This is a genomic window from Bradyrhizobium pachyrhizi (assembly GCF_029714545.1).
GTDB classification, from domain to species: domain Bacteria; phylum Pseudomonadota; class Alphaproteobacteria; order Rhizobiales; family Xanthobacteraceae; genus Bradyrhizobium; species Bradyrhizobium pachyrhizi.
Genome location: NZ_CP121667.1, coordinates 4027442 through 4044073 on the forward strand (window position 1 = coordinate 4027442; position 16632 = coordinate 4044073).

Consider the following 16632-nt stretch of genomic DNA (forward strand, 5'->3'; position numbering starts at 1 on the left):
CCGGACTTAAAGCGCGATGAGCTTCATCGCACTCTAGTTGTTTGTTCGAGCATGATGTTCGGAATCAATTTTCCGGATCATGCTCTAACTGACGGCCTCGACCAGTGCCATGCCTTCGCCCTGCCAGTGGCCGACCCCCAACACGACAATCTGGGTTGGCGCTTCGGTCTTTTCAACCTCCAGCCCGGTCGGGTCGTTGGCCGGATAGAGGGCGCCGCGCGAGATCGACAGCGCGGCCAGCGCGAGCCCGAGTGGGAACTGCGCCTCCATCGTGTGGCCAAAGGTCGTTCCGGTGGCGCGGACGGCAAAGCCGGCATGCTGGCTGAGGAATGCGCGCTCTTCGGCAGTCGCAGGCTCGGCGCCGGTCGCGCCCGTGATCAGGATACCGTTGTCGCCGCTAACGCCGAGCTGCGGCCACAACGCTTCCAGCGATTTCGTCACGGCGCCCGGCTCCTTGCGTCGGGCAAGGTCGGCGACCACCTTGGTCAGCTTAGCGTACGGCTTTGCGCCGCGGGCCTCGGCATGTTCGCGCGATTCCATCACGAGGAAGGCGCCGGCCGAGCCGATGGCAAAGCCCGGATTGTTCCTGCGGGCCCAGACCGAGCTATGCTGGTCCTTGAGGGCGAGATCGCCGAATGCATAGAGCATCAAGAGGTCGCCGCGATCGCCGTTATGAGCAGCGCCGACCAAGGCGATGTCACTCTGGCCGGCCCCGATGCGCGCGACCGCGATCCGTGCCGCGTCGATGCTTGAGGCTTCCTCGCCCATGAAGGTGCGCGAGGTCCCGCACACGCCGTGAACGATCGCGATGTTGCCGGCAAGCAGGTTGGAGAGCTGCGCCAGGAACAGCGTCGGGCGCAGCTCGTTCATCAGCTTCTCGTTGAGGAGGGCGGGCGGCAGCTTGCCCTGCGCGTCGGCGTTCATGATCGCCAGGTCGACATTGAGGTCACGCTCGCCGCCACCGGCTGCGATGATCATGTCCATCCGCGACAGGATTTCCTGATTGCCTTTGACGCCGGCGGAATCGAGCGCCAGCCCGGCGGCATAGGTACCGATCCGCTGCCAGGCTTCCATCTGACGCTGATCGCCCTTCTTCGGGATCTGGGCGTCGAAGCTGACGGGGGCGATCGGATGGATCACGTATGGCGCGAGACGCTTCTCGTCGGCATTGACGCGCCGGGCGCCGAGCGCCTCCCAATGCGCATCCAGCCCCTCGCCAAGCGAGGAGAGCAGGCCTACGCCGGTGATCCAGACTTCCTTCTCAGCCATTACTCAACTCATTGCCTGCTGCGGAAACCCGATCTTGGTGGCCATCGCATCCATGTGCACGCGCAAGTCGGGGCTGGGGAAGGGGATGTGACGGAAGGTCAGCTCGGCATTGCACTTGAGCTCCTTGCCGACGCGAACCTTCGCCGAGGTCACGGCGAAGCCTGAACCTTCGTGCTCGATCTTGGCCTCGATGGTCAGGAGCGAACCGGGGCTGACGAAGCCGCGCATCTTGGCTTCCTTGATCATGGCGAGGAAGGGCATACGCTCGAACTTGGTCAGACCGAGGATCAGCCAGCCCGAGCTCTGGGCCATTGCTTCGGTCAGCAGCACGCCGGGCATGATCGGGTAGCCCGGGAAGTGCCCCGCGAACACCGAATGGCTGTCGGGCGGAACATCCGCCTCGACGACAATGGTCCTTGCGTCGAGGTTGAGGTCGACGATCCGATCAATCAGCTGAAAGATCTCGAGCTGCATGATGGGCGATTACGAGCCCGAGCCCGTGCCCGCGTTCTTGGCTGCAACCAGCTCGTCGATGCGGTCGGCGAGATTCTTCAACACGAAATACTGCTCGGTCGTGGCCTTGCCGTCGTTGACCTCCTGGGTCCACTTTTCGAGCGGCATCTTGATCCCGAAGGCCTTGTCGATGGCAAAGGCGATGTCGAGGAAGTCGAGGCTGTCGATCCCCAGATCGTCGATCGCGTGGCTCTCCGGCTTGATCGTGTCGCGCGGGATGTCGCAGGTCTCCGCGATAATGTTGGCGATCTGCTCGAATGTGGAGGACATCATTAAGCCTTTGATATATTGAAGGTAATTCCGGGTCGGCTCAGAGGAGGCGGGCGCGTTGCCCCGGAATGCCCGATTGCTGGTGCCGGAGTCGTGTGCCCGTATATCGGAGCAGGGCCGTTAGTTCAATGGAGCTTGGCCGGCCTCGCAAGGACGGTTTTTGGGCAGGGTTCCGGCCAGCCTAGCTGCGCGGCATCACCGTAATCTTCGCGCAATCCCGGCGGCCCATCAGCACGCAATCCTGGGTCTTGCGCAAATCGGCGATGCTCATGGCAAGCCAGATGCCGATCGCGGTGAGCGCCACCGTGAAGGCGAAGGCGGCGATGTTGGCGAGCATGCGCTGGCGGAAATCGTCCGGCTCCTCGCGCGGCTTCTCATAGCGAGAGAGGTCGTTGGCAACGGAAGCCGGGCGCGTCGATCGGAGCGGCTCCTCGCGCTTGCCGGGCGGCTGCGCCGAGGTACGCGGCCGGAATTTGAGCACCACGTGCTCGGCATCCGAGGAGATTGGCCGCTGCGTCTTCACTGTTGTCAGTCCGGTCGCGTCGCCAGTTATGTTTAGCATGTTCGCTGCACTTCACACCTAAAATCTTGGTGCGCGCAGAGGTGGTATTCATGCTTCGATCACCTCCAGGAACTGGCTTGCCGTCGAGGCGACTGCTGCGGAGCGCGGGATGCTCGGCATTGCGACGACCCAGCCGATGTCGACACACTCGTTCGACCTTCGCGCATGCACAGTTTGCGCCGCAACGCGGTCACGGAGGTTGAGGCTGCGCGCCCGGGCATTGACAGCCCGGGAGCATCGACAGCCGAGGCCGGACCATCTTGGCCATCGGCCCCCCACCGCTTCGTGAAGCCATGCCGGCGCACCGGACTCTTTCACCCGCCTGCGGGCTCATGACATAGTGGAACCCGTTCCGGAGTGCCGGTCAAAAAGGAGCATAAATCATGGCCCACACGCGCGAGCCTTACGTCAAACCGGTCCCGATCCTGTCGCTGCGGCCGACCCAGATGACGGTCGGCATGCAGGAGGTGACGGAGAAGCGGAAGCGCTGGCGCGAGCACAAGTCGGACAAGAAGCGCGCCGAACTGCTGGGCAAGCACATGATCCCGGTCGTCCATGGTCCCGACGATCGCTACTACGTGGTCGATCACCATCACATGGCGCGTGCGCTGCACGAGGAGGGCGTCAAGGACATCCTGGTCACGGTGATCGGCGATCTCACGATGGTCGAGCGTGACGTGTTCTGGGGCGTGATGGACAACAAGCGCTGGGTCTATCCCTACGATTCCAAGGGCGAGCGCCGCCACTTCAAGGACATTCCGAAATCGATCAAGGATCTCAGGGACGATCCGTTCCGCAGCCTCGCCGGTGAGATGCGCCGGGCGGGCGGCTTTGCCAAGGACACGACGCCGTTCAGTGAATTCCTGTGGGCCGATTTTCTGCGCCGCCACATCCCGCGCAAGACGGTGGAGAACAATTTCGCCAAGGCGCTGGAGAAGGGACTGGCGCTCGGCCGCAGCAAGGACGCGGTCTATTTGCCCGGCTGGTGCGGGCCGGCATCTGACGACTGATCTGCCGCCACCGCCGGCCCGTGCTGATCCTCCCTGCCGCCGAGCGCGTGGTGCAGCCACCGTTCGGTCCGCTTGCCGAAGGTCAACAGCAGGAACGCCAGCACGACGGCGGTGACGACGATCGGCCAATGTCCGGCGCCGCAGACGATGCCAACGCAAGCGGCGAAGAAAGCGCATGCGGCGCTGGTCAGGCCGCGAACCTGGAAGCGGTCGCCCTGCCGCACGATCACGCCGGCGCCGAGGAATCCGATGCCGGTCAGCACGCCCTGGATCACGCGGCTCACCGCGTCGGTGAACTTGCCGGGCTCGACGGCCTGCAATGCCAGCAGCACGACCATGGCCGTCGAGAGGCTGACCAGGCCAAGCGTCTTCAGGCCGATCGGCTTGCCGCGCAGGTCGCGGTCGAGCCCGATCGCGCAGCCGGCAAGGGTGGCCGCGCCGAGACGCAGGATGATCTCGCTCCAGTCCGCCAAGGCGTCCTCTATTTCGGCTGGCGGCCGAGCATGTAGAACTCGCCGTTCGGCCGCATGCCGGTGACGTTGGCGAGCCGGTTCGACAGCGCGAAGAACGCCGCAACCGCGGCGATGTCCCAGACGTCGTCGTCGCTGAAGCCGTGGGCGGCAAGCGCGGCAAAGTCCGCCTCCGAGACTTCCTCGGCGGCGCGGCTCACCTTCATGGCGAAGTCGAGCATCGCGCGCTGCCGCGGCGTGATGTCGGCCTTGCGGTAGTTGACCGCGATCTGGTCGGCGATCTCGGGATTCTTGGCGCGGATGCGCAGGATCGCGCCGTGGGCGATCACGCAATACTGGCACTGGTTGGCGGCGCTGGTCGCCACCACGATCATCTCGCGCTCGGCCTTCGAGAGGCCGGAGTCCTTTTCCATCAGCGCGTCGTGATAGGCGAAGAAGGCGCGAAACTCGTCGGGGCGATAGGCCAAGGTGAGGAATACGTTCGGCACGAAGCCGGATTTCTCCTGCACCGCCAGGATGCGGGTGCGGATATCCTCGGGGAGCTCGTCGAGAGCGGGCGTCGGGAAGCGTTTTACGGTCGGCTGCGTCATGAGATGGTTCCGGCGTGCCGCCTGGATGCGGCGTCACGCGAGACCATAGTGGATGACGCCTTGGGCGCAAGGCGCATCGGCGCCTTGGCGGAATTCGGCTAACGCAGCGGCTTCTTCAGAAGCGAGAAGCGGTCCGGATCGAGGCCGAGCGAGGGCTGCAGCATCGGCGCCTCGGCCGGCGCCATGGTGCGCGCCGGCGCCGGAGAGCTGAAGTTTGCGTCGCCGCTCGGGCTGTCGCGATGCGAAGTGGCACCGCGCCAGCGCTCTAGCACGGCACTGACGAAATGCATGTCATGGCCGGCGGTGACCGACGGTACCGTGGCGATGGTGGCCTCGCCGCGCGGCAGCTGGTGGGGCGGCACCTCCTTGAAGCGCAGCCGGGTCGGCAGCGCCACGCCTTCGCCGAACGCCAGCACCTCGCGGGTGCCAAGCGAGGGCACGAAGGACAGCAGGTTGGCGGCGGCGTCCGAGACCGCGGAGCGCAGCAGCGCCTGGTCGCGGTCGTTGGCAAGGCGCATCGTGAACAGCGTGTTGCACTGGGAGATGATGGTCGCGTCGAGCTCGGCTGGACGCTGGGTAATCAGGCCGAGATAGACGCCGTATTTGCGGCCTTCCTTGGCAATGCGCGACACCGCCTTGCGGGTCGGCCCGAAGCCGATATTGCGGTCGGCGGAGGCGTAGCGGTGCGCTTCCTCGCAGACGAACAGCATCGGCGAGACGCCGTCGCTCCACAGCCCGAAATCGAACGCCATGCGGCACAGCACCGACACCACGGAATCGACGACTTCGGCGGGGAAGCCAGCGAGTTGCATGATCGTCATCGGCTTGCCGTTGGCGGGCAGGCGGAACAGATGGCTGATCACCTCGGCCATGGTATCGCCGCCGACATTGGCATTGTCGAACATGAAGGCGTAGCGCGGATCGTTGCGCACCGCGTCGATGCGCGAGATCAGCTTGTGATAGATGATGCGCGAGGAGCGGTTCTCCAGCTTGCCCATGCGCTCGTCGATCAGCGAGATCAGGTCGACGAGGCGATAGGGCACCGGCGTATCGACGGTGTAGCCGACCTGCTTGGGGTCGATGCGCTTCAGCCCGAGACCGACCCGATCGGAGTTCTGGTACTGGGTGTAGATGCCCTTCGCCATCGGGATCACTTCGGCGAGGATGTCGAGCTCCTCGGGCACGCCGGGCCGGCCGCCGAACAGCACGTCCACGATCTCTTCGAAGTTGAACAGCCAGAACGGTAGCTTCAGGTTCCGCGGGTTGAGCACCTGCGCGCGCTCGCCGAAGCAGCGGCCATATTCATTGTGCACGTCGAGCAGGAAGATGCGCAGGTTGGGCCGCGACTTCAGGATCTCGTTGAGCAGCAGCGACACGCCGGTCGACTTGCCGACGCCGGTCGAGCCGAGCACCGCGAAGTGCTTGGACAGCATCTCCTCGACGTCGACATAGGCGATGACAGAACGATCCTGCTGCAACGTGCCGACGTTGATCTGGTCCGAGCCGCTCGGCGCATAGACCGTGCGCAGCTCCTGGTTCGTGATCAGATCGGTGCTGTCGCCGATGGTCGGATAGTGGGTGACGCCGCGCTGGAATTTCGGGCGGTCGCCACCCAGGATCTCGCCCAGCAGGTCGACCGAGGCGGTCGCCATGAATTCGTCGGACGCCGGCAGGTTCTCGCACGTCACTTCGGTGATCATGGCGACGATGACCGAACTTGCGCAGCGGATACTGACGAACCGGCCGACGGTCGCTCGCATTTCTGAAAGTTGCATCTGGCCGCCCGCCAGCAGCCCAACCCGGGCCTGCGAGCCGCGCACAGAGATCACACGTCCGAAGGGTGTCACAGTTCCAGCCTGGCTCGTTCTCAAAATCTAAATGTCCGGACCAATATGCCCGCCCGGGATTGGAAAAACCGTTAAATCGCCGGGGTTCCGCATCGGCTAAATCTACACCTTCCCGGTGACGATTTGTTTCTATCGTACCGCGAGATTACGCGCTGTCGCGCGCATCGGCGGCGAAATCGTCGCTTTCCGGCACAGCCGCGTTTGTTTCCCGGTTTTTCTGTTAAGGCTGGATTCACCATCTCCGCGGAGTGCATCGGCGGCTCCGTCGGTTTACGGGGCATTGGGGGCGAATTGTCATACGTTGTCGCCCGGTATCGCGTAACCGATTGCTAACTGCGAGTTGTAACGACCTTTCCATTTGTGCTGCGTAACGATGCCGCGCCCTGGGAGAGATCAGCGTGCGCATCGAACACCGCAATTCATCGTCAGGAAATGCCGATGCCGGCTCGACCAAGGGGCTGGCGTTCTGTGCCGGCCTGTTGGTCGGCAGCCTGCTCGGAAGTGCGACCGCGCAATGGAGTGAGCGCGAAGGCCTGCTGATGGCGGCATTCGCGATCATGGCCGTGATCGTCTTCCTGTTGCTCAAGCGGCACGAAATCTCCGACGAGCGGCTCGCCACCGAACGCCACAATCTCGTGACTGCCGTGAACAACATTCCGCAGGGCCTCGTGCTCTACGATGCGTCGGCGCGCATCATCATCTGCAACCGTCCCTACATCGAGATGTTCGGGCTTTCGCCCGACGTCGCCAAGCCCGGCTGCACGATGCGCCGGCTGATTGCGCATAGACAGGAGACGGGCTCGTTCGACGGCGATGTCGACGACTTCTGCGACGCCATCATCGGCAACGTGAAGCTTGGCCGCGCCACACGTCAGCTGACGCAGGCGCCGGGCGGGCGCGCGATCGAGATCGTCAACAAGCCGCTGCCGGAAGGCGGCTGGGTGGCGACCATCGAGGATGTCACCGAGCGTACGCGCACCGAGAACAAGATCGCCCACATGGCGCATTATGATGCGCTGACCGACCTGCCGAACCGCGTGCTGTTCCGCGAACGCCTGGAGCGGGCGCTGAAGGCGCTCCGGCCGGATCAGCAGCTCGCGGTCATGTATATCGACATCGACGAGTTCAAGGCCGTCAACGACGCGCTCGGCCATCAGATCGGCGACGAATTGCTCAGGGCGATCGCCGACCGCCTGCGCGGCTGCGTTGGGGACACCGACGTCGCAGCGCGGCTCGGCGGCGACGAGTTTGCCGTGATCCAGACCGCCGTCCGCGATCAGACCGAGACCATGCAGCTCCTCGCTGCGATCTATCAGTCGATCCGCCGGCCGATCGACTGCAGCGGGCATCTGATCACCACCGATGCCAGCATCGGCATTGCCGTTGCGCCCGCCGACGGCCTCGACATCGATCACTTGCTGCGCAATGCCGACCTCGCGCTCTACGGAGCCAAGAGCGACGGCCGCCGCACCTACCGGTTCTTCGAGGCCGGCATGGACGCGCGCGCCAAGGCGCGGCGCAGCCTCGAGCTCGAACTGCGCCAGGCGATCGCCGACGGCAGCTTCGAGCTGCACTATCAGCCGCTGCTCCATCTCGAGGAGGGCCAGGTCAGTTGCTGCGAGGCGCTGGTGCGCTGGCGTCATCCCGAACGCGGCACCATCTCGCCGGCGGATTTCATCCCGATCGCCGAGGACACCGGCCTGATCAACGATCTCGGTCACTGGGTGCTCAATACCGCGTGCCGCGAGGCGATGAACTGGCCGGAGCATGTTCATGTCGCGGTCAACGTATCTCCGATCCAGTTCAAGAGCCAGACGCTGGCGCTCAACGTCGCCGCCGCGCTCGCCGCGACAGGGCTTGCACCTTCGCGGCTCGAGCTCGAGATCACCGAGGCGGTGCTGATCCGCGACGACGAGGCTGCGCTCGATATCCTGCATCAGCTGCGCGAACTGGGCGTACGTATCGCGCTCGACGATTTCGGCACCGGCTATTCCTCGCTGAGCTATCTGCAGCGCTTCCCCTTCGACAAGATCAAGATCGATCGCGCCTTCATCAAGGATCTCGCCGGGACCGGTGCGTCGTCCACGATCGTCCAGGCCGTCGTCAACATCGCCGCTGCCAGCGACATGACCACGACCGCGGAGGGCGTCGAGACCGAGCAGCAGCGCAACCTGCTGCGCATCCTCGGCTGCACCGAGATGCAGGGCTATCTGTTCAGCCGGCCGGTGTCATCGGCTGAAATCCGCAAGCTCCTGTCGTCGGATCGCGAGAAGGCCGTCTCGGTCTCCTGACTCGACCGCTTTCACGAGGTGATTCCGTCCACGGAATGCCGTGCGAGCGCAATTGCCGTCGCCAGTAATTTGTTGACGGGACCTAATCATTTGTACACTAGTACAAATCAACGCGCCGCTCACCTGTCCAGCCGCAAGTCGTCGATCCGGCGCGTCGCGGAGGGAGACCGTCCATGCAGCCGGAACCGATCTTCGATCTCGCGCATCTCGGGCACATGGAGCTTTTGACGCCGAAGCCGGACGAGAGCCTGAAATTCTTCGTCGACGTCATGGGCATGACCGTCAGCGGCCGCAAGGGCGAGTCGGTCTATCTGCGCGGCTGGGACGATTACGAGCGCTATTCGCTGAAGCTGACGGCGTCGAAGACTTCAGGGATGGAGCACATGGCGCTGCGGGCGCGCAGCCCGCAGGCGCTCGAACGCCGCGTCGCCGCGCTGATGGGCTCGGGCTTCGATATCGGCTGGATCGACGGTGACATGGGGCAGGGGCCGGCATTCCGTTGCCGCGACCCGGACGGCCATGTCATCGAGCTCTATTACGAGACCGAGTGGTACGAGGCGCCGTCCGAGCTGAAGCCCGCGCTGAAGAACCAGGCGCAGCGCTTTCCGGCGCGCGGCGTCAATGTCCGCCGGCTCGACCATCTCAATTGCCTCGCGGTTGACATCAAGGCCAACCGTCTGTTCTTCGAAAACTACCTCGGCTGTCGCACCACCGAGCAGATCGTGCTCAACGACGGCACGGAAGCCGCGATGTGGATGACGATGTCGAACAAGAGTTACGACTTCGCCTATACGCGCGACCATTACGGCAAGCCCGGCCGGTTTCACCATGTCACCTACGCGCTCGACAGCCGCGAGGAGATCCTGCGAGCCGCGGATATTTTTCTCGAGCACGGGGTGCATATCGAGACCGGGCCGCACAAGCACGCGATCCAGCAGACCTTCTTCCTCTATGTCTATGAACCCGGCGGCAACCGCGTCGAGGTCGCCAACGCCGGCGCACGCCTGATCCTCGCGCCGGACTGGAAGCCGATCGTGTGGACCGAGGAGGAGCGCAAGAAGGGACAGGCGTGGGGATTGAAGACGATCGAGTCGTTCCACACCCACGGCACCCCGCCGCTGATCGACTAGATGCCAGACCGCCACACGAAGGCCACCCGAGCGCGTCGATACGCCGCCGCGAACACGCGCGCTCGCTGACGACAACACCGACGCGCAACCGATATGATCCGGTTTCGCGACGGCGGGCGCTGCGCCGCGCGAGACGTGAACCGGTGAGAGCGGGCACTATGGCTGGCAAGACGCGAAAGACGTCGGCGAAGGGTGCGAAAGAGAGCGCCGCGAAGCGTGGCTCTGCAAAGCCGCGTCTGCTCGCGGGCGGCAATCCGCAGATCGCCAAGGGATATGGTGACGCTCCGGTGCAAGTCTATATCGCCGCGATGCCGGGGTGGAAGCGCGACGTCGGACGCAAGCTTGACGCGCTCATCGTGCGTGCCGTCCCCGGCGTGCACAAGGCGGTGAAGTGGAACTCGCCGCTCTACGGCATGGAAGGGGACGGCTGGTTCCTCGGCATCCATGTCTTCACGCGCTACGTCAAGGTGGCGTTCTTTCGCGGTGCGTCGCTGCTTCCGGTGCCGCCGGGCGAGTCAAAGCAGCAGCACACGCGCTATCTCGACATTCACGAGAACGACGAGCTCGACGAAGCCCAGTTCACCGCGTGGGTGAAGCAAGCCAGTCAATTGCCCGGCGTACGGATGTGAACGCAAGCAAAGACTGTCGAACAACGGCCATCACGCGCCGTCGATGCGGCTATGCGCGCCGGAGCATTGCCTCCCCTCAGCCCTTTGATGTTAGGCTGCACCAAAGCCCGATGAATTGTCATCGCGCTTTGGATTGTTGTCCTGGCATGATCTTTTCGGAAGACCGTTTCGCACTTTTCCGGATCATGCTCTGGTAACGTCAGAGGAAAACGTCGATGAGCGAACACACGACGGACAAGCGCGTGAGAGAGGCGTCTCGCAGGCGATTCCTTCAGGCCGGTGCAGCACTGGCCGGAGGCTCCGCGATATCGGGAGTTGCCGGTTCTACCGCGCTTGCCGAGCAGGGAAATAATCTTCCACCGAATGTGCCGGAATGGATGAAAGCGCCCGGCGACCCGATGGGAAGCCAGCCCTATGGCACGCCATCGGTTCACGAGAAGGCTGTCGTCAAGAACATCTCGAAGACGCTACCGCAATACATCTCCGCTTCGGGCCGCACGCCGTTGCAGGAGCTCGACGGCATCATCACGCCGAACGGTTTGTTCTACGAACGCCACCATGGCGGCGTGCCAACCATCGACCCGGCCGAGCACCGGCTGGTGCTGCATGGCATGGTCGATCGCCCGCTGGTGTTCACGATGGAGGACATCCGCCGCTTTCCGTCGCAGTCGCGCATCCACTTCCTCGAGTGCTCCGGCAATCCGGTCTACACCAAGCCCTACGGCAAGACGGCCTCCGACCTCGTCGGCCTCCTGAGCTGTGCGGAATGGACCGGCGTGCCGCTGAAGACGGTGCTGGACGAAGCGGGCCTGCAGGCGGGTGCCAAATGGATCGTGGCCGAAGGCGCCGACGCGGCTGCGTTGACGCGCTCGATCCCGATCGAGAAATGCCTCGACGATGCCATGCTGGTCTACAGCCAGAATGGCGAGCGGCTGCGCCCGCAGCAGGGCTATCCGCTGCGCCTGTTGCTGCCCGGCTTCGAGGGCAACATGAACGTGAAGTGGCTGCGCCGGCTCAAGGTCGTCGCCGAGCCGGCCTATTCGCGCGAGGAGACCTCGAAATACACCGACCCGATGCCCGACGGTACGTCGCGCGAATTCACCTTCTATATGGAAGCCAAGTCGATCATCACACGGCCGTCCGGCGGGCAGAAGCTGACGACGCAGGGTTTTCACGAGATTACCGGGATCGCCTGGAGCGGTCACGGCAAGATCAAGAGCGTCGAGGTCTCGCTCGACGAGGGCAAGAGCTGGCAGCAGGCCGAATTGCAGGAGCCGGTGTTGACGCGCGCGCTCACGCGCTTCCGCTTGCCCTGGCATTGGGACGGCAAACCCGCCGTGATCCAGAGCCGCGCCATCGACGAGACCGGATACGTGCAGCCGACGCTGGCGGAATTGGTCAAGGTGCGCGGTCTCAACTCGTTCTACCACAACAACGCGATCTGGCCCTGGCGCATCGATGCGAATGGTGAGGTGACCAATGGCCAGGCGTAAGCTCAAGGCGGCGTTCCTTGTGAGTGCGGTCGCGATGCTCGCCACTGCCGGGCATGCCGAGGATCGCTTTGGCATCGGGCGTGAGGCGACGCCTGCCGAGATCGCCGGCTGGAACATCGATATCGGCCGTGACGGCTCCAACCTGCCGCCGGGCAACGGCAGCGTCGAGCGCGGCCGCACGGTGTTCAGCGAGCAATGCGCGGCGTGCCACGGCGACAGCGGGCAGGGCGGCATCGGCGACCGCCTGGTCGGCGGACAGGGCACGCTGGCGAGCCCGAAACCGATCCGCACCGTCGGCAGCTATTGGCCCTATGCCCCGACGCTGTTCGACTACATCCGCCGCGCGATGCCTCAGAACGCGCCGCAGTCCCTGAGCAATGAGGACGTCTACGCGGTGTCCGCCTACATCCTCAGTCTGAACGGCATCGTGCCGGCCAATGCGGTGCTCGACGCCAAGTCGCTTGCCGCCATCAAGATGCCGAACCGCGACGGCTTCGTCTCCGACCCGCGGCCCGACGTGCACAACCACTGAGCGGCAGGCACGGCCGGGTGGCTCGCAGCATCGTGACGTCATGGCCCCTGTGCCCGGAGGATTGCCGTCCCTATCTCCGTTTGGGACGGCTCGGCCGTCATCCGGCACACGTTAATTGATCGATAGGAGAGGCCGCATGACCAGGTCATGGGCAGTCGCAGCCGCCATGCTGCTCGTGGGAATGACGTTCGCGCCGGTCGCGGCCCAGATGTCGGAGCCGGCATATTTCGACGCGCAAAATCCCGGACGCAGCGCGATCAACGGCGGCGCCCTGACGCCATGGGGTGAGGCCCAGGCGGCCGCGCAGCGCGGCGGCAATCCGGCGAACGCCTACGGCGCCATGCCTGCGGCGGAGCCATCTTCCTCTTGCGCGCGTTACCATTCATTCGATCCAGCGTCCGGCACCTTCCTTGGCCGTGATGGCCGCCGCCATCCCTGCCGATAGGGCGCCGCACCACGCTTGACGGTGGATAAGGGCGCCGGCATTCGCCCGGCGCTCGAACGACTGGACGTTAGGCGCGTTATAGTCCGCCGATCGTGTCGGGTCCCGCCGGACCCGAGCGGCGGAGGACACCCGGCGTGACAGACGCTCTGGCCGGTTTCTGGGACCGAAAGTCGACCTCGGACCTGTTGCGGGAGGCGGCGCGGGCCGATGGCGACGCGGAGACGCCGATCTTCCGGCGCTCGCTGTCGGCGTTGCAACTGGTCACGCTCGGCATCGGCGGCATCATCGGCGCCGGCATCTTTGTGCTGACGGGCCATGCGGCCGCTGCCAATGCCGGTCCCGCGGTCACGCTCTCCTTCATGCTTGGTGCGGTGGCCTGCGCCTTCGCCGGCCTGTGCTACGCCGAGATGTCGTCGACGGTGCCGATCTGCGGCAGCGCCTACACCTATGCCTATGCCACGCTCGGCGAACTGATCGCCTGGATCATCGGCTGGGACCTGATCCTCGAATACGCGGTCGGCGCGATCGCGGTCTCGGTCGGGTGGTCCGGCTATTTCGTCAGTCTGATGCGCGATTTCGGCATCAACCTGCCGCCGCAATTCACCTCGGCGCCGCTCGCCTACGACGTCAACACCGGCGCATGGTCGTCGACCGGTGCGGTCATCAACATCCCGGCGATGGCGGTCATCGCGTTCGTGACCACGTTGCTGGTGGTCGGCATTCGCGAGTCCGCGCGCCTTACCAGCTTCGTCGTCGTGGTCAAGCTCGTCGTGATCGCGCTGTTTCTCGCCACCGCGGCTTCCTCGGTGACGCTGGCGAACTGGGTGACGGCGAGCAACCCGGAGGGCGCGCTGATCCCGCCGAATGCCGGTCCAGGCGTGTTCGGCTGGTCCGGCGTGGTCCGCGGTGCGGCGGTGGTGTTCTTCGCCTATATCGGCTTCGACGCGATCTCGACCGCGGCGCAGGAAGCGAAGACGCCGGAGCGCGACATGCCGATCGGCATTCTCGGTTCGCTCGTGATCTGCGCCGCGCTCTATGTCGCGGTCGGATTCGTGCTGACCGGCATCGTGCCCTATGACCGGCTCAGCGTGCCCGATCCGATCGCCGTCGGCATCGATGCGATCGGCATCGGCTGGCTCGGTCCGTTCATCAAGCTCGGCATTCTGTTCGGATTGACATCGGTGATCCTCATCATGCTGCTGGCGCAACCGCGGATCTTTCGCGCCATGGCGCATGACGGATTGCTGCCGGGCTTTGCCGCTAAGATCCATCCGCGCTTTCAGACCCCCTATGTCTCGACCATCTTCGCCGGCACCGTGGCCGCTCTTCTCGGCGGGCTGTTGCCGATCGGGCTGGTCGGCGAACTGGTCTCGATCGGCACGCTGTTCGCATTCACGGTGGTCTCGATCGGCACGCTGGTGCTGCGCGTGCGCGATCCGGAATTGCCGCGTCCGTTCAAGGCGCCGGCGATCTGGCTGGTGGCCCCGGCTGCCGCTGCAACCTCGCTGTTCCTGATGTTCGGCCTGCCGCTCGACACCTGGATCAGGCTCGCGGTATGGCTGGCGATCGGGCTTGTGATCTATGCGACCTACGGCAGACGGCACAGCCGGCTGCGGGCAAGTGGCGGGGACCGCGCGGGCCTATAGTGCGCGCGCGTGCGGCCTGCTAGATGTACGCGTTGAGATAGCACCGCAAGCCGCGACAAGCCGGTATTCTCCGGGGAGACTTCCATGCAAAATCCAATGGCCCGCGCGCGATGGATGGTCGCCGCGCTCGTCTCGATCGGCATCGTGTCGGCTGTTCCCGGTCGCGCAGCCTCGGTCGCGCCGGCCGCCGCCGAGAACGGCATGGTGGTTTCCGCGCAGCATCTCGCGACCCAGGTCGGCGTCGAGGTATTGAAGCGGGGCGGCAATGCGGTCGATGCGGCGGTCGCCGTAGGGTACGCGCTCGCGGTGGCCTATCCCGCCGCCGGCAATCTCGGTGGCGGCGGGTTCATGACCATCCAGTTCGCCGACGGCCGCAAGACCTTCCTGGATTTCCGGGAGACCGCGCCGAAGGGCGCCACTGCCGACATGTATCTCGACAAGGAAGGCAACGTCATCCCGGGGCTGTCGACCAAGGGGCATCTCGCTGTCGGCGTACCGGGATCGGTGGCCGGGATGGAATATGCGCGCGAGAAATACGGCACGATGAAGCGCGCTGACGTCATCGCGCCGGCGCTGCAACTGGCGGAGGATGGTTTCGTGCTCGACCAGGGCGACGTCAGCATGCTGCAGACCTCGACCAAGGACTTTCAGGACGATCCGCCCTCGGCCGCGATCTTTCTCAACAATGGAAAACCGTTCCAGGTCGGCGAGCGGCTGGTGCAACATGAACTCGCCGAGACGCTGCGCGAGATCAGCAAGCGCGGCACGGATGGCTTCTACAAGGGCTGGGTCGGTGCGGCGATCGTCGCCGCGAGCCAGGGCGGCAAGGGCCTGCTGACGCAGGTGGATCTGGACAACTACAGGGTTCGCGAGCTGGCCCCGGTCGAATGCGACTATCGCGGTTACCACGTGGTCTCGGCGCCGCCGCCTAGTTCGGGCGGTGTGGTGATCTGCGAGATGCTCAACATCCTCGAGGGCTATCCGCTGAAGGAGCTCGGCTACCATTCGGCGCAGGCGGTGCACTACCAGATCGAGGCGATGCGCCACGCTTACGTCGATCGCAACAGCTATCTCGGCGATCCGGATTTCGTGAAGAATCCGCTCGAGCGCCTGCTCGACAAGACCTACGCCGCGAAGATCCGTGCCGCGATCGACCCGGCCAAGGCCGGTATGTCCAGGGACATCAAGCCCGGCGTTCCGCCGCATGAGGGCAGCAACACCACGCACTATTCGATTGCCGACAAGGACGGCAATGCGGTGTCGGTCACCTACACGCTGAACGACTGGTTCGGTGCCAAGGTGACGGCGGCCAAGACCGGCGTGCTGCTCAACGACGAGATGGACGACTTCACCGCCAAGGTCGGCGTGCCGAACCTGTATGGGCTGGTGCAGGGGGAGGCCAACGCGATCGTCCCCGGCAAGCGTCCGCTGTCCTCGATGAGCCCGACCATCGTCTCCAAGGACGGCAAGCCGGTCATCGTGATGGGCACCCCGGGCGGCAGCCGCATCATCACCGCCGTGCTGCTGACGATGATCAACGCGATCGACTACGGCATGAACGCGCAGGAGGCCGTGGACATGCCGCGCTTCCACCAGCAGTGGCTTCCCGAGGCGACCAACCTCGAGGACTACACGCTGTCGCCGGACACGCGGAAGATTCTGGAGGGCATGGGCCACAAATTCGGCCCGCCGCATCCGGCCAACCACCTCGCGGTGATCATCATCGGCGCGCCGTCGCTGGGCGGCAAGCCGGTCGGCAACAATCGCTTCTATGGCGCGAACGATCCGCGACGCAATTCGGGGCTCGCCGCGGGTTATTGATGGCGACGCCCAGCGACAATCCCTAGCCCGGATGAGCGAAGCAATATCTGGGTCTTGTTGAGCCCCCGCATGTCGCTCCGCTCATGCGGGCTACCGCTCCAATTGATCCGCGCT

16 protein-coding genes are annotated in these 16632 nt (G+C 64.7%); 9 read left to right on the plus strand and 7 right to left on the minus strand.

The features are described 5' to 3' along the window. Positions 1–84: 84 nt before the first annotated feature. The 4 genes from QA639_RS18445 to QA639_RS18460 all read right to left on the minus strand — a co-directional run bounded on the left by QA639_RS18445 (position 85) and on the right by QA639_RS18460 (position 2575). The gene (locus QA639_RS18445; RefSeq protein WP_028334294.1) at positions 85–1269 is read right to left on the minus strand and encodes a beta-ketoacyl-ACP synthase; all 1185 of its coding nucleotides are present in this window, start codon (positions 1267–1269) and stop codon (positions 85–87) included. A 3-nt stretch (positions 1270–1272) separates the two neighbouring features. Continuing rightward, a complete protein-coding gene (locus QA639_RS18450; protein WP_157344860.1) occupies positions 1273–1743 on the minus strand; it encodes a 3-hydroxyacyl-ACP dehydratase FabZ family protein in 471 nt (156 codons plus the stop codon). A 9-nt stretch (positions 1744–1752) separates the two neighbouring features. Next, complete coding sequence (locus QA639_RS18455; RefSeq protein ID WP_028334296.1) at positions 1753–2052, minus strand: acyl carrier protein; 300 nt, start codon at positions 2050–2052, stop codon at positions 1753–1755. A 181-nt stretch (positions 2053–2233) separates the two neighbouring features. Then, complete coding sequence (locus tag QA639_RS18460; RefSeq protein ID WP_028334297.1) at positions 2234–2575, minus strand: hypothetical protein; 342 nt, start codon at positions 2573–2575, stop codon at positions 2234–2236. A 422-nt stretch (positions 2576–2997) separates the two neighbouring features. Between QA639_RS18460 and QA639_RS18465 the strand changes: the two genes are divergently transcribed. Then, a complete protein-coding gene (locus tag QA639_RS18465; RefSeq protein WP_016848428.1) occupies positions 2998–3624 on the plus strand; it encodes a ParB-like protein in 627 nt (208 codons plus the stop codon). Here QA639_RS18465 and QA639_RS18470 read toward each other — a convergent pair. The 3 genes from QA639_RS18470 to QA639_RS18480 form a co-directional block, all read right to left on the minus strand. Further along, positions 3585–4097 (minus strand): MgtC/SapB family protein, encoded by a 513-nt coding sequence (locus QA639_RS18470; RefSeq protein ID WP_157344856.1) that lies wholly within the window; start codon positions 4095–4097, stop codon positions 3585–3587. The genes QA639_RS18465 and QA639_RS18470 overlap by 40 nt on opposite strands. 8 nt (positions 4098–4105) lie before the next feature. Next, positions 4106–4684, minus strand: a complete 579-nt coding sequence (locus tag QA639_RS18475) for a peroxidase-related enzyme (protein WP_028334299.1) — start codon at positions 4682–4684, stop codon at positions 4106–4108. Between the two features lie 98 nt (positions 4685–4782). Beyond that, a complete protein-coding gene (locus QA639_RS18480; RefSeq protein ID WP_028334300.1) occupies positions 4783–6531 on the minus strand; it encodes an ATP-binding protein in 1749 nt (582 codons plus the stop codon). A gap of 398 nt (positions 6532–6929) precedes the next feature. On the opposite strand from QA639_RS18480, the gene QA639_RS18485 reads away from it, so the two are divergent. The 8 genes from QA639_RS18485 (at position 6930) to ggt (ending at position 16518) form a co-directional block, all read left to right on the plus strand. After that, a complete protein-coding gene (locus tag QA639_RS18485) occupies positions 6930–8822 on the plus strand; it encodes a putative bifunctional diguanylate cyclase/phosphodiesterase (RefSeq protein WP_346283735.1) in 1893 nt (630 codons plus the stop codon). Positions 8823–8995: 173 nt separating this feature from the next. Beyond that, complete coding sequence (locus QA639_RS18490; RefSeq protein ID WP_157344852.1) at positions 8996–9952, plus strand: catechol 2,3-dioxygenase; 957 nt, start codon at positions 8996–8998, stop codon at positions 9950–9952. Positions 9953–10110: 158 nt separating this feature from the next. Further along, a complete protein-coding gene (locus QA639_RS18495) occupies positions 10111–10581 on the plus strand; it encodes a DUF1801 domain-containing protein (protein WP_157344850.1) in 471 nt (156 codons plus the stop codon). A gap of 215 nt (positions 10582–10796) precedes the next feature. Continuing rightward, on the plus strand, positions 10797–12074 hold the full coding sequence (gene soxC / locus QA639_RS18500; protein ID WP_028334303.1) for a sulfite dehydrogenase: 1278 nt from the start codon (positions 10797–10799) through the stop codon (positions 12072–12074). Between the two features lie 34 nt (positions 12075–12108). Next, positions 12109–12606, plus strand: a complete 498-nt coding sequence (locus tag QA639_RS18505; protein ID WP_244978592.1) for a c-type cytochrome — start codon at positions 12109–12111, stop codon at positions 12604–12606. Between the two features lie 136 nt (positions 12607–12742). Beyond that, on the plus strand, positions 12743–13051 hold the full coding sequence (locus QA639_RS18510) for a BA14K family protein (RefSeq protein WP_157344846.1): 309 nt from the start codon (positions 12743–12745) through the stop codon (positions 13049–13051). A gap of 146 nt (positions 13052–13197) precedes the next feature. Further along, positions 13198–14697 carry an amino acid permease gene (locus tag QA639_RS18515; RefSeq protein ID WP_198400185.1) on the plus strand — a complete coding sequence of 500 codons (1500 nt, stop codon included), beginning with the start codon at positions 13198–13200 and terminating at the stop codon, positions 14695–14697. Positions 14698–14781: 84 nt separating this feature from the next. Beyond that, positions 14782–16518 carry a gamma-glutamyltransferase gene (ggt, locus tag QA639_RS18520; RefSeq protein ID WP_283090409.1) on the plus strand — a complete coding sequence of 579 codons (1737 nt, stop codon included), beginning with the start codon at positions 14782–14784 and terminating at the stop codon, positions 16516–16518. The last annotated feature ends 114 nt before the right edge of the window (positions 16519–16632 follow it).

What these genes read in the sequence shown, in the direction of transcription:
- QA639_RS18450 (WP_157344860.1), bottom strand. Translation starts at nt 1,743, where the DNA reads ATGCAGCTCGAGATCTTTCAGCTGATTGATCGGATCGTCGACCTCAAC.
- ggt (WP_283090409.1), top strand. Translation starts at nt 14,782, where the DNA reads ATGCAAAATCCAATGGCCCGCGCGCGATGGATGGTCGCCGCGCTCGTC.
- QA639_RS18455 (WP_028334296.1), bottom strand. Translation starts at nt 2,052, where the DNA reads ATGTCCTCCACATTCGAGCAGATCGCCAACATTATCGCGGAGACCTGC.
- QA639_RS18490 (WP_157344852.1), top strand. Translation starts at nt 8,996, where the DNA reads ATGCAGCCGGAACCGATCTTCGATCTCGCGCATCTCGGGCACATGGAG.
- QA639_RS18505 (WP_244978592.1), top strand. Translation starts at nt 12,109, where the DNA reads ATGCTCGCCACTGCCGGGCATGCCGAGGATCGCTTTGGCATCGGGCGT.
- QA639_RS18445 (WP_028334294.1), bottom strand. Translation starts at nt 1,269, where the DNA reads ATGGCTGAGAAGGAAGTCTGGATCACCGGCGTAGGCCTGCTCTCCTCG.
- QA639_RS18495 (WP_157344850.1), top strand. Translation starts at nt 10,111, where the DNA reads ATGGCTGGCAAGACGCGAAAGACGTCGGCGAAGGGTGCGAAAGAGAGC.
- soxC (WP_028334303.1), top strand. Translation starts at nt 10,797, where the DNA reads ATGAGCGAACACACGACGGACAAGCGCGTGAGAGAGGCGTCTCGCAGG.
- QA639_RS18510 (WP_157344846.1), top strand. Translation starts at nt 12,743, where the DNA reads ATGACCAGGTCATGGGCAGTCGCAGCCGCCATGCTGCTCGTGGGAATG.
- QA639_RS18475 (WP_028334299.1), bottom strand. Translation starts at nt 4,684, where the DNA reads ATGACGCAGCCGACCGTAAAACGCTTCCCGACGCCCGCTCTCGACGAG.
- QA639_RS18465 (WP_016848428.1), top strand. Translation starts at nt 2,998, where the DNA reads ATGGCCCACACGCGCGAGCCTTACGTCAAACCGGTCCCGATCCTGTCG.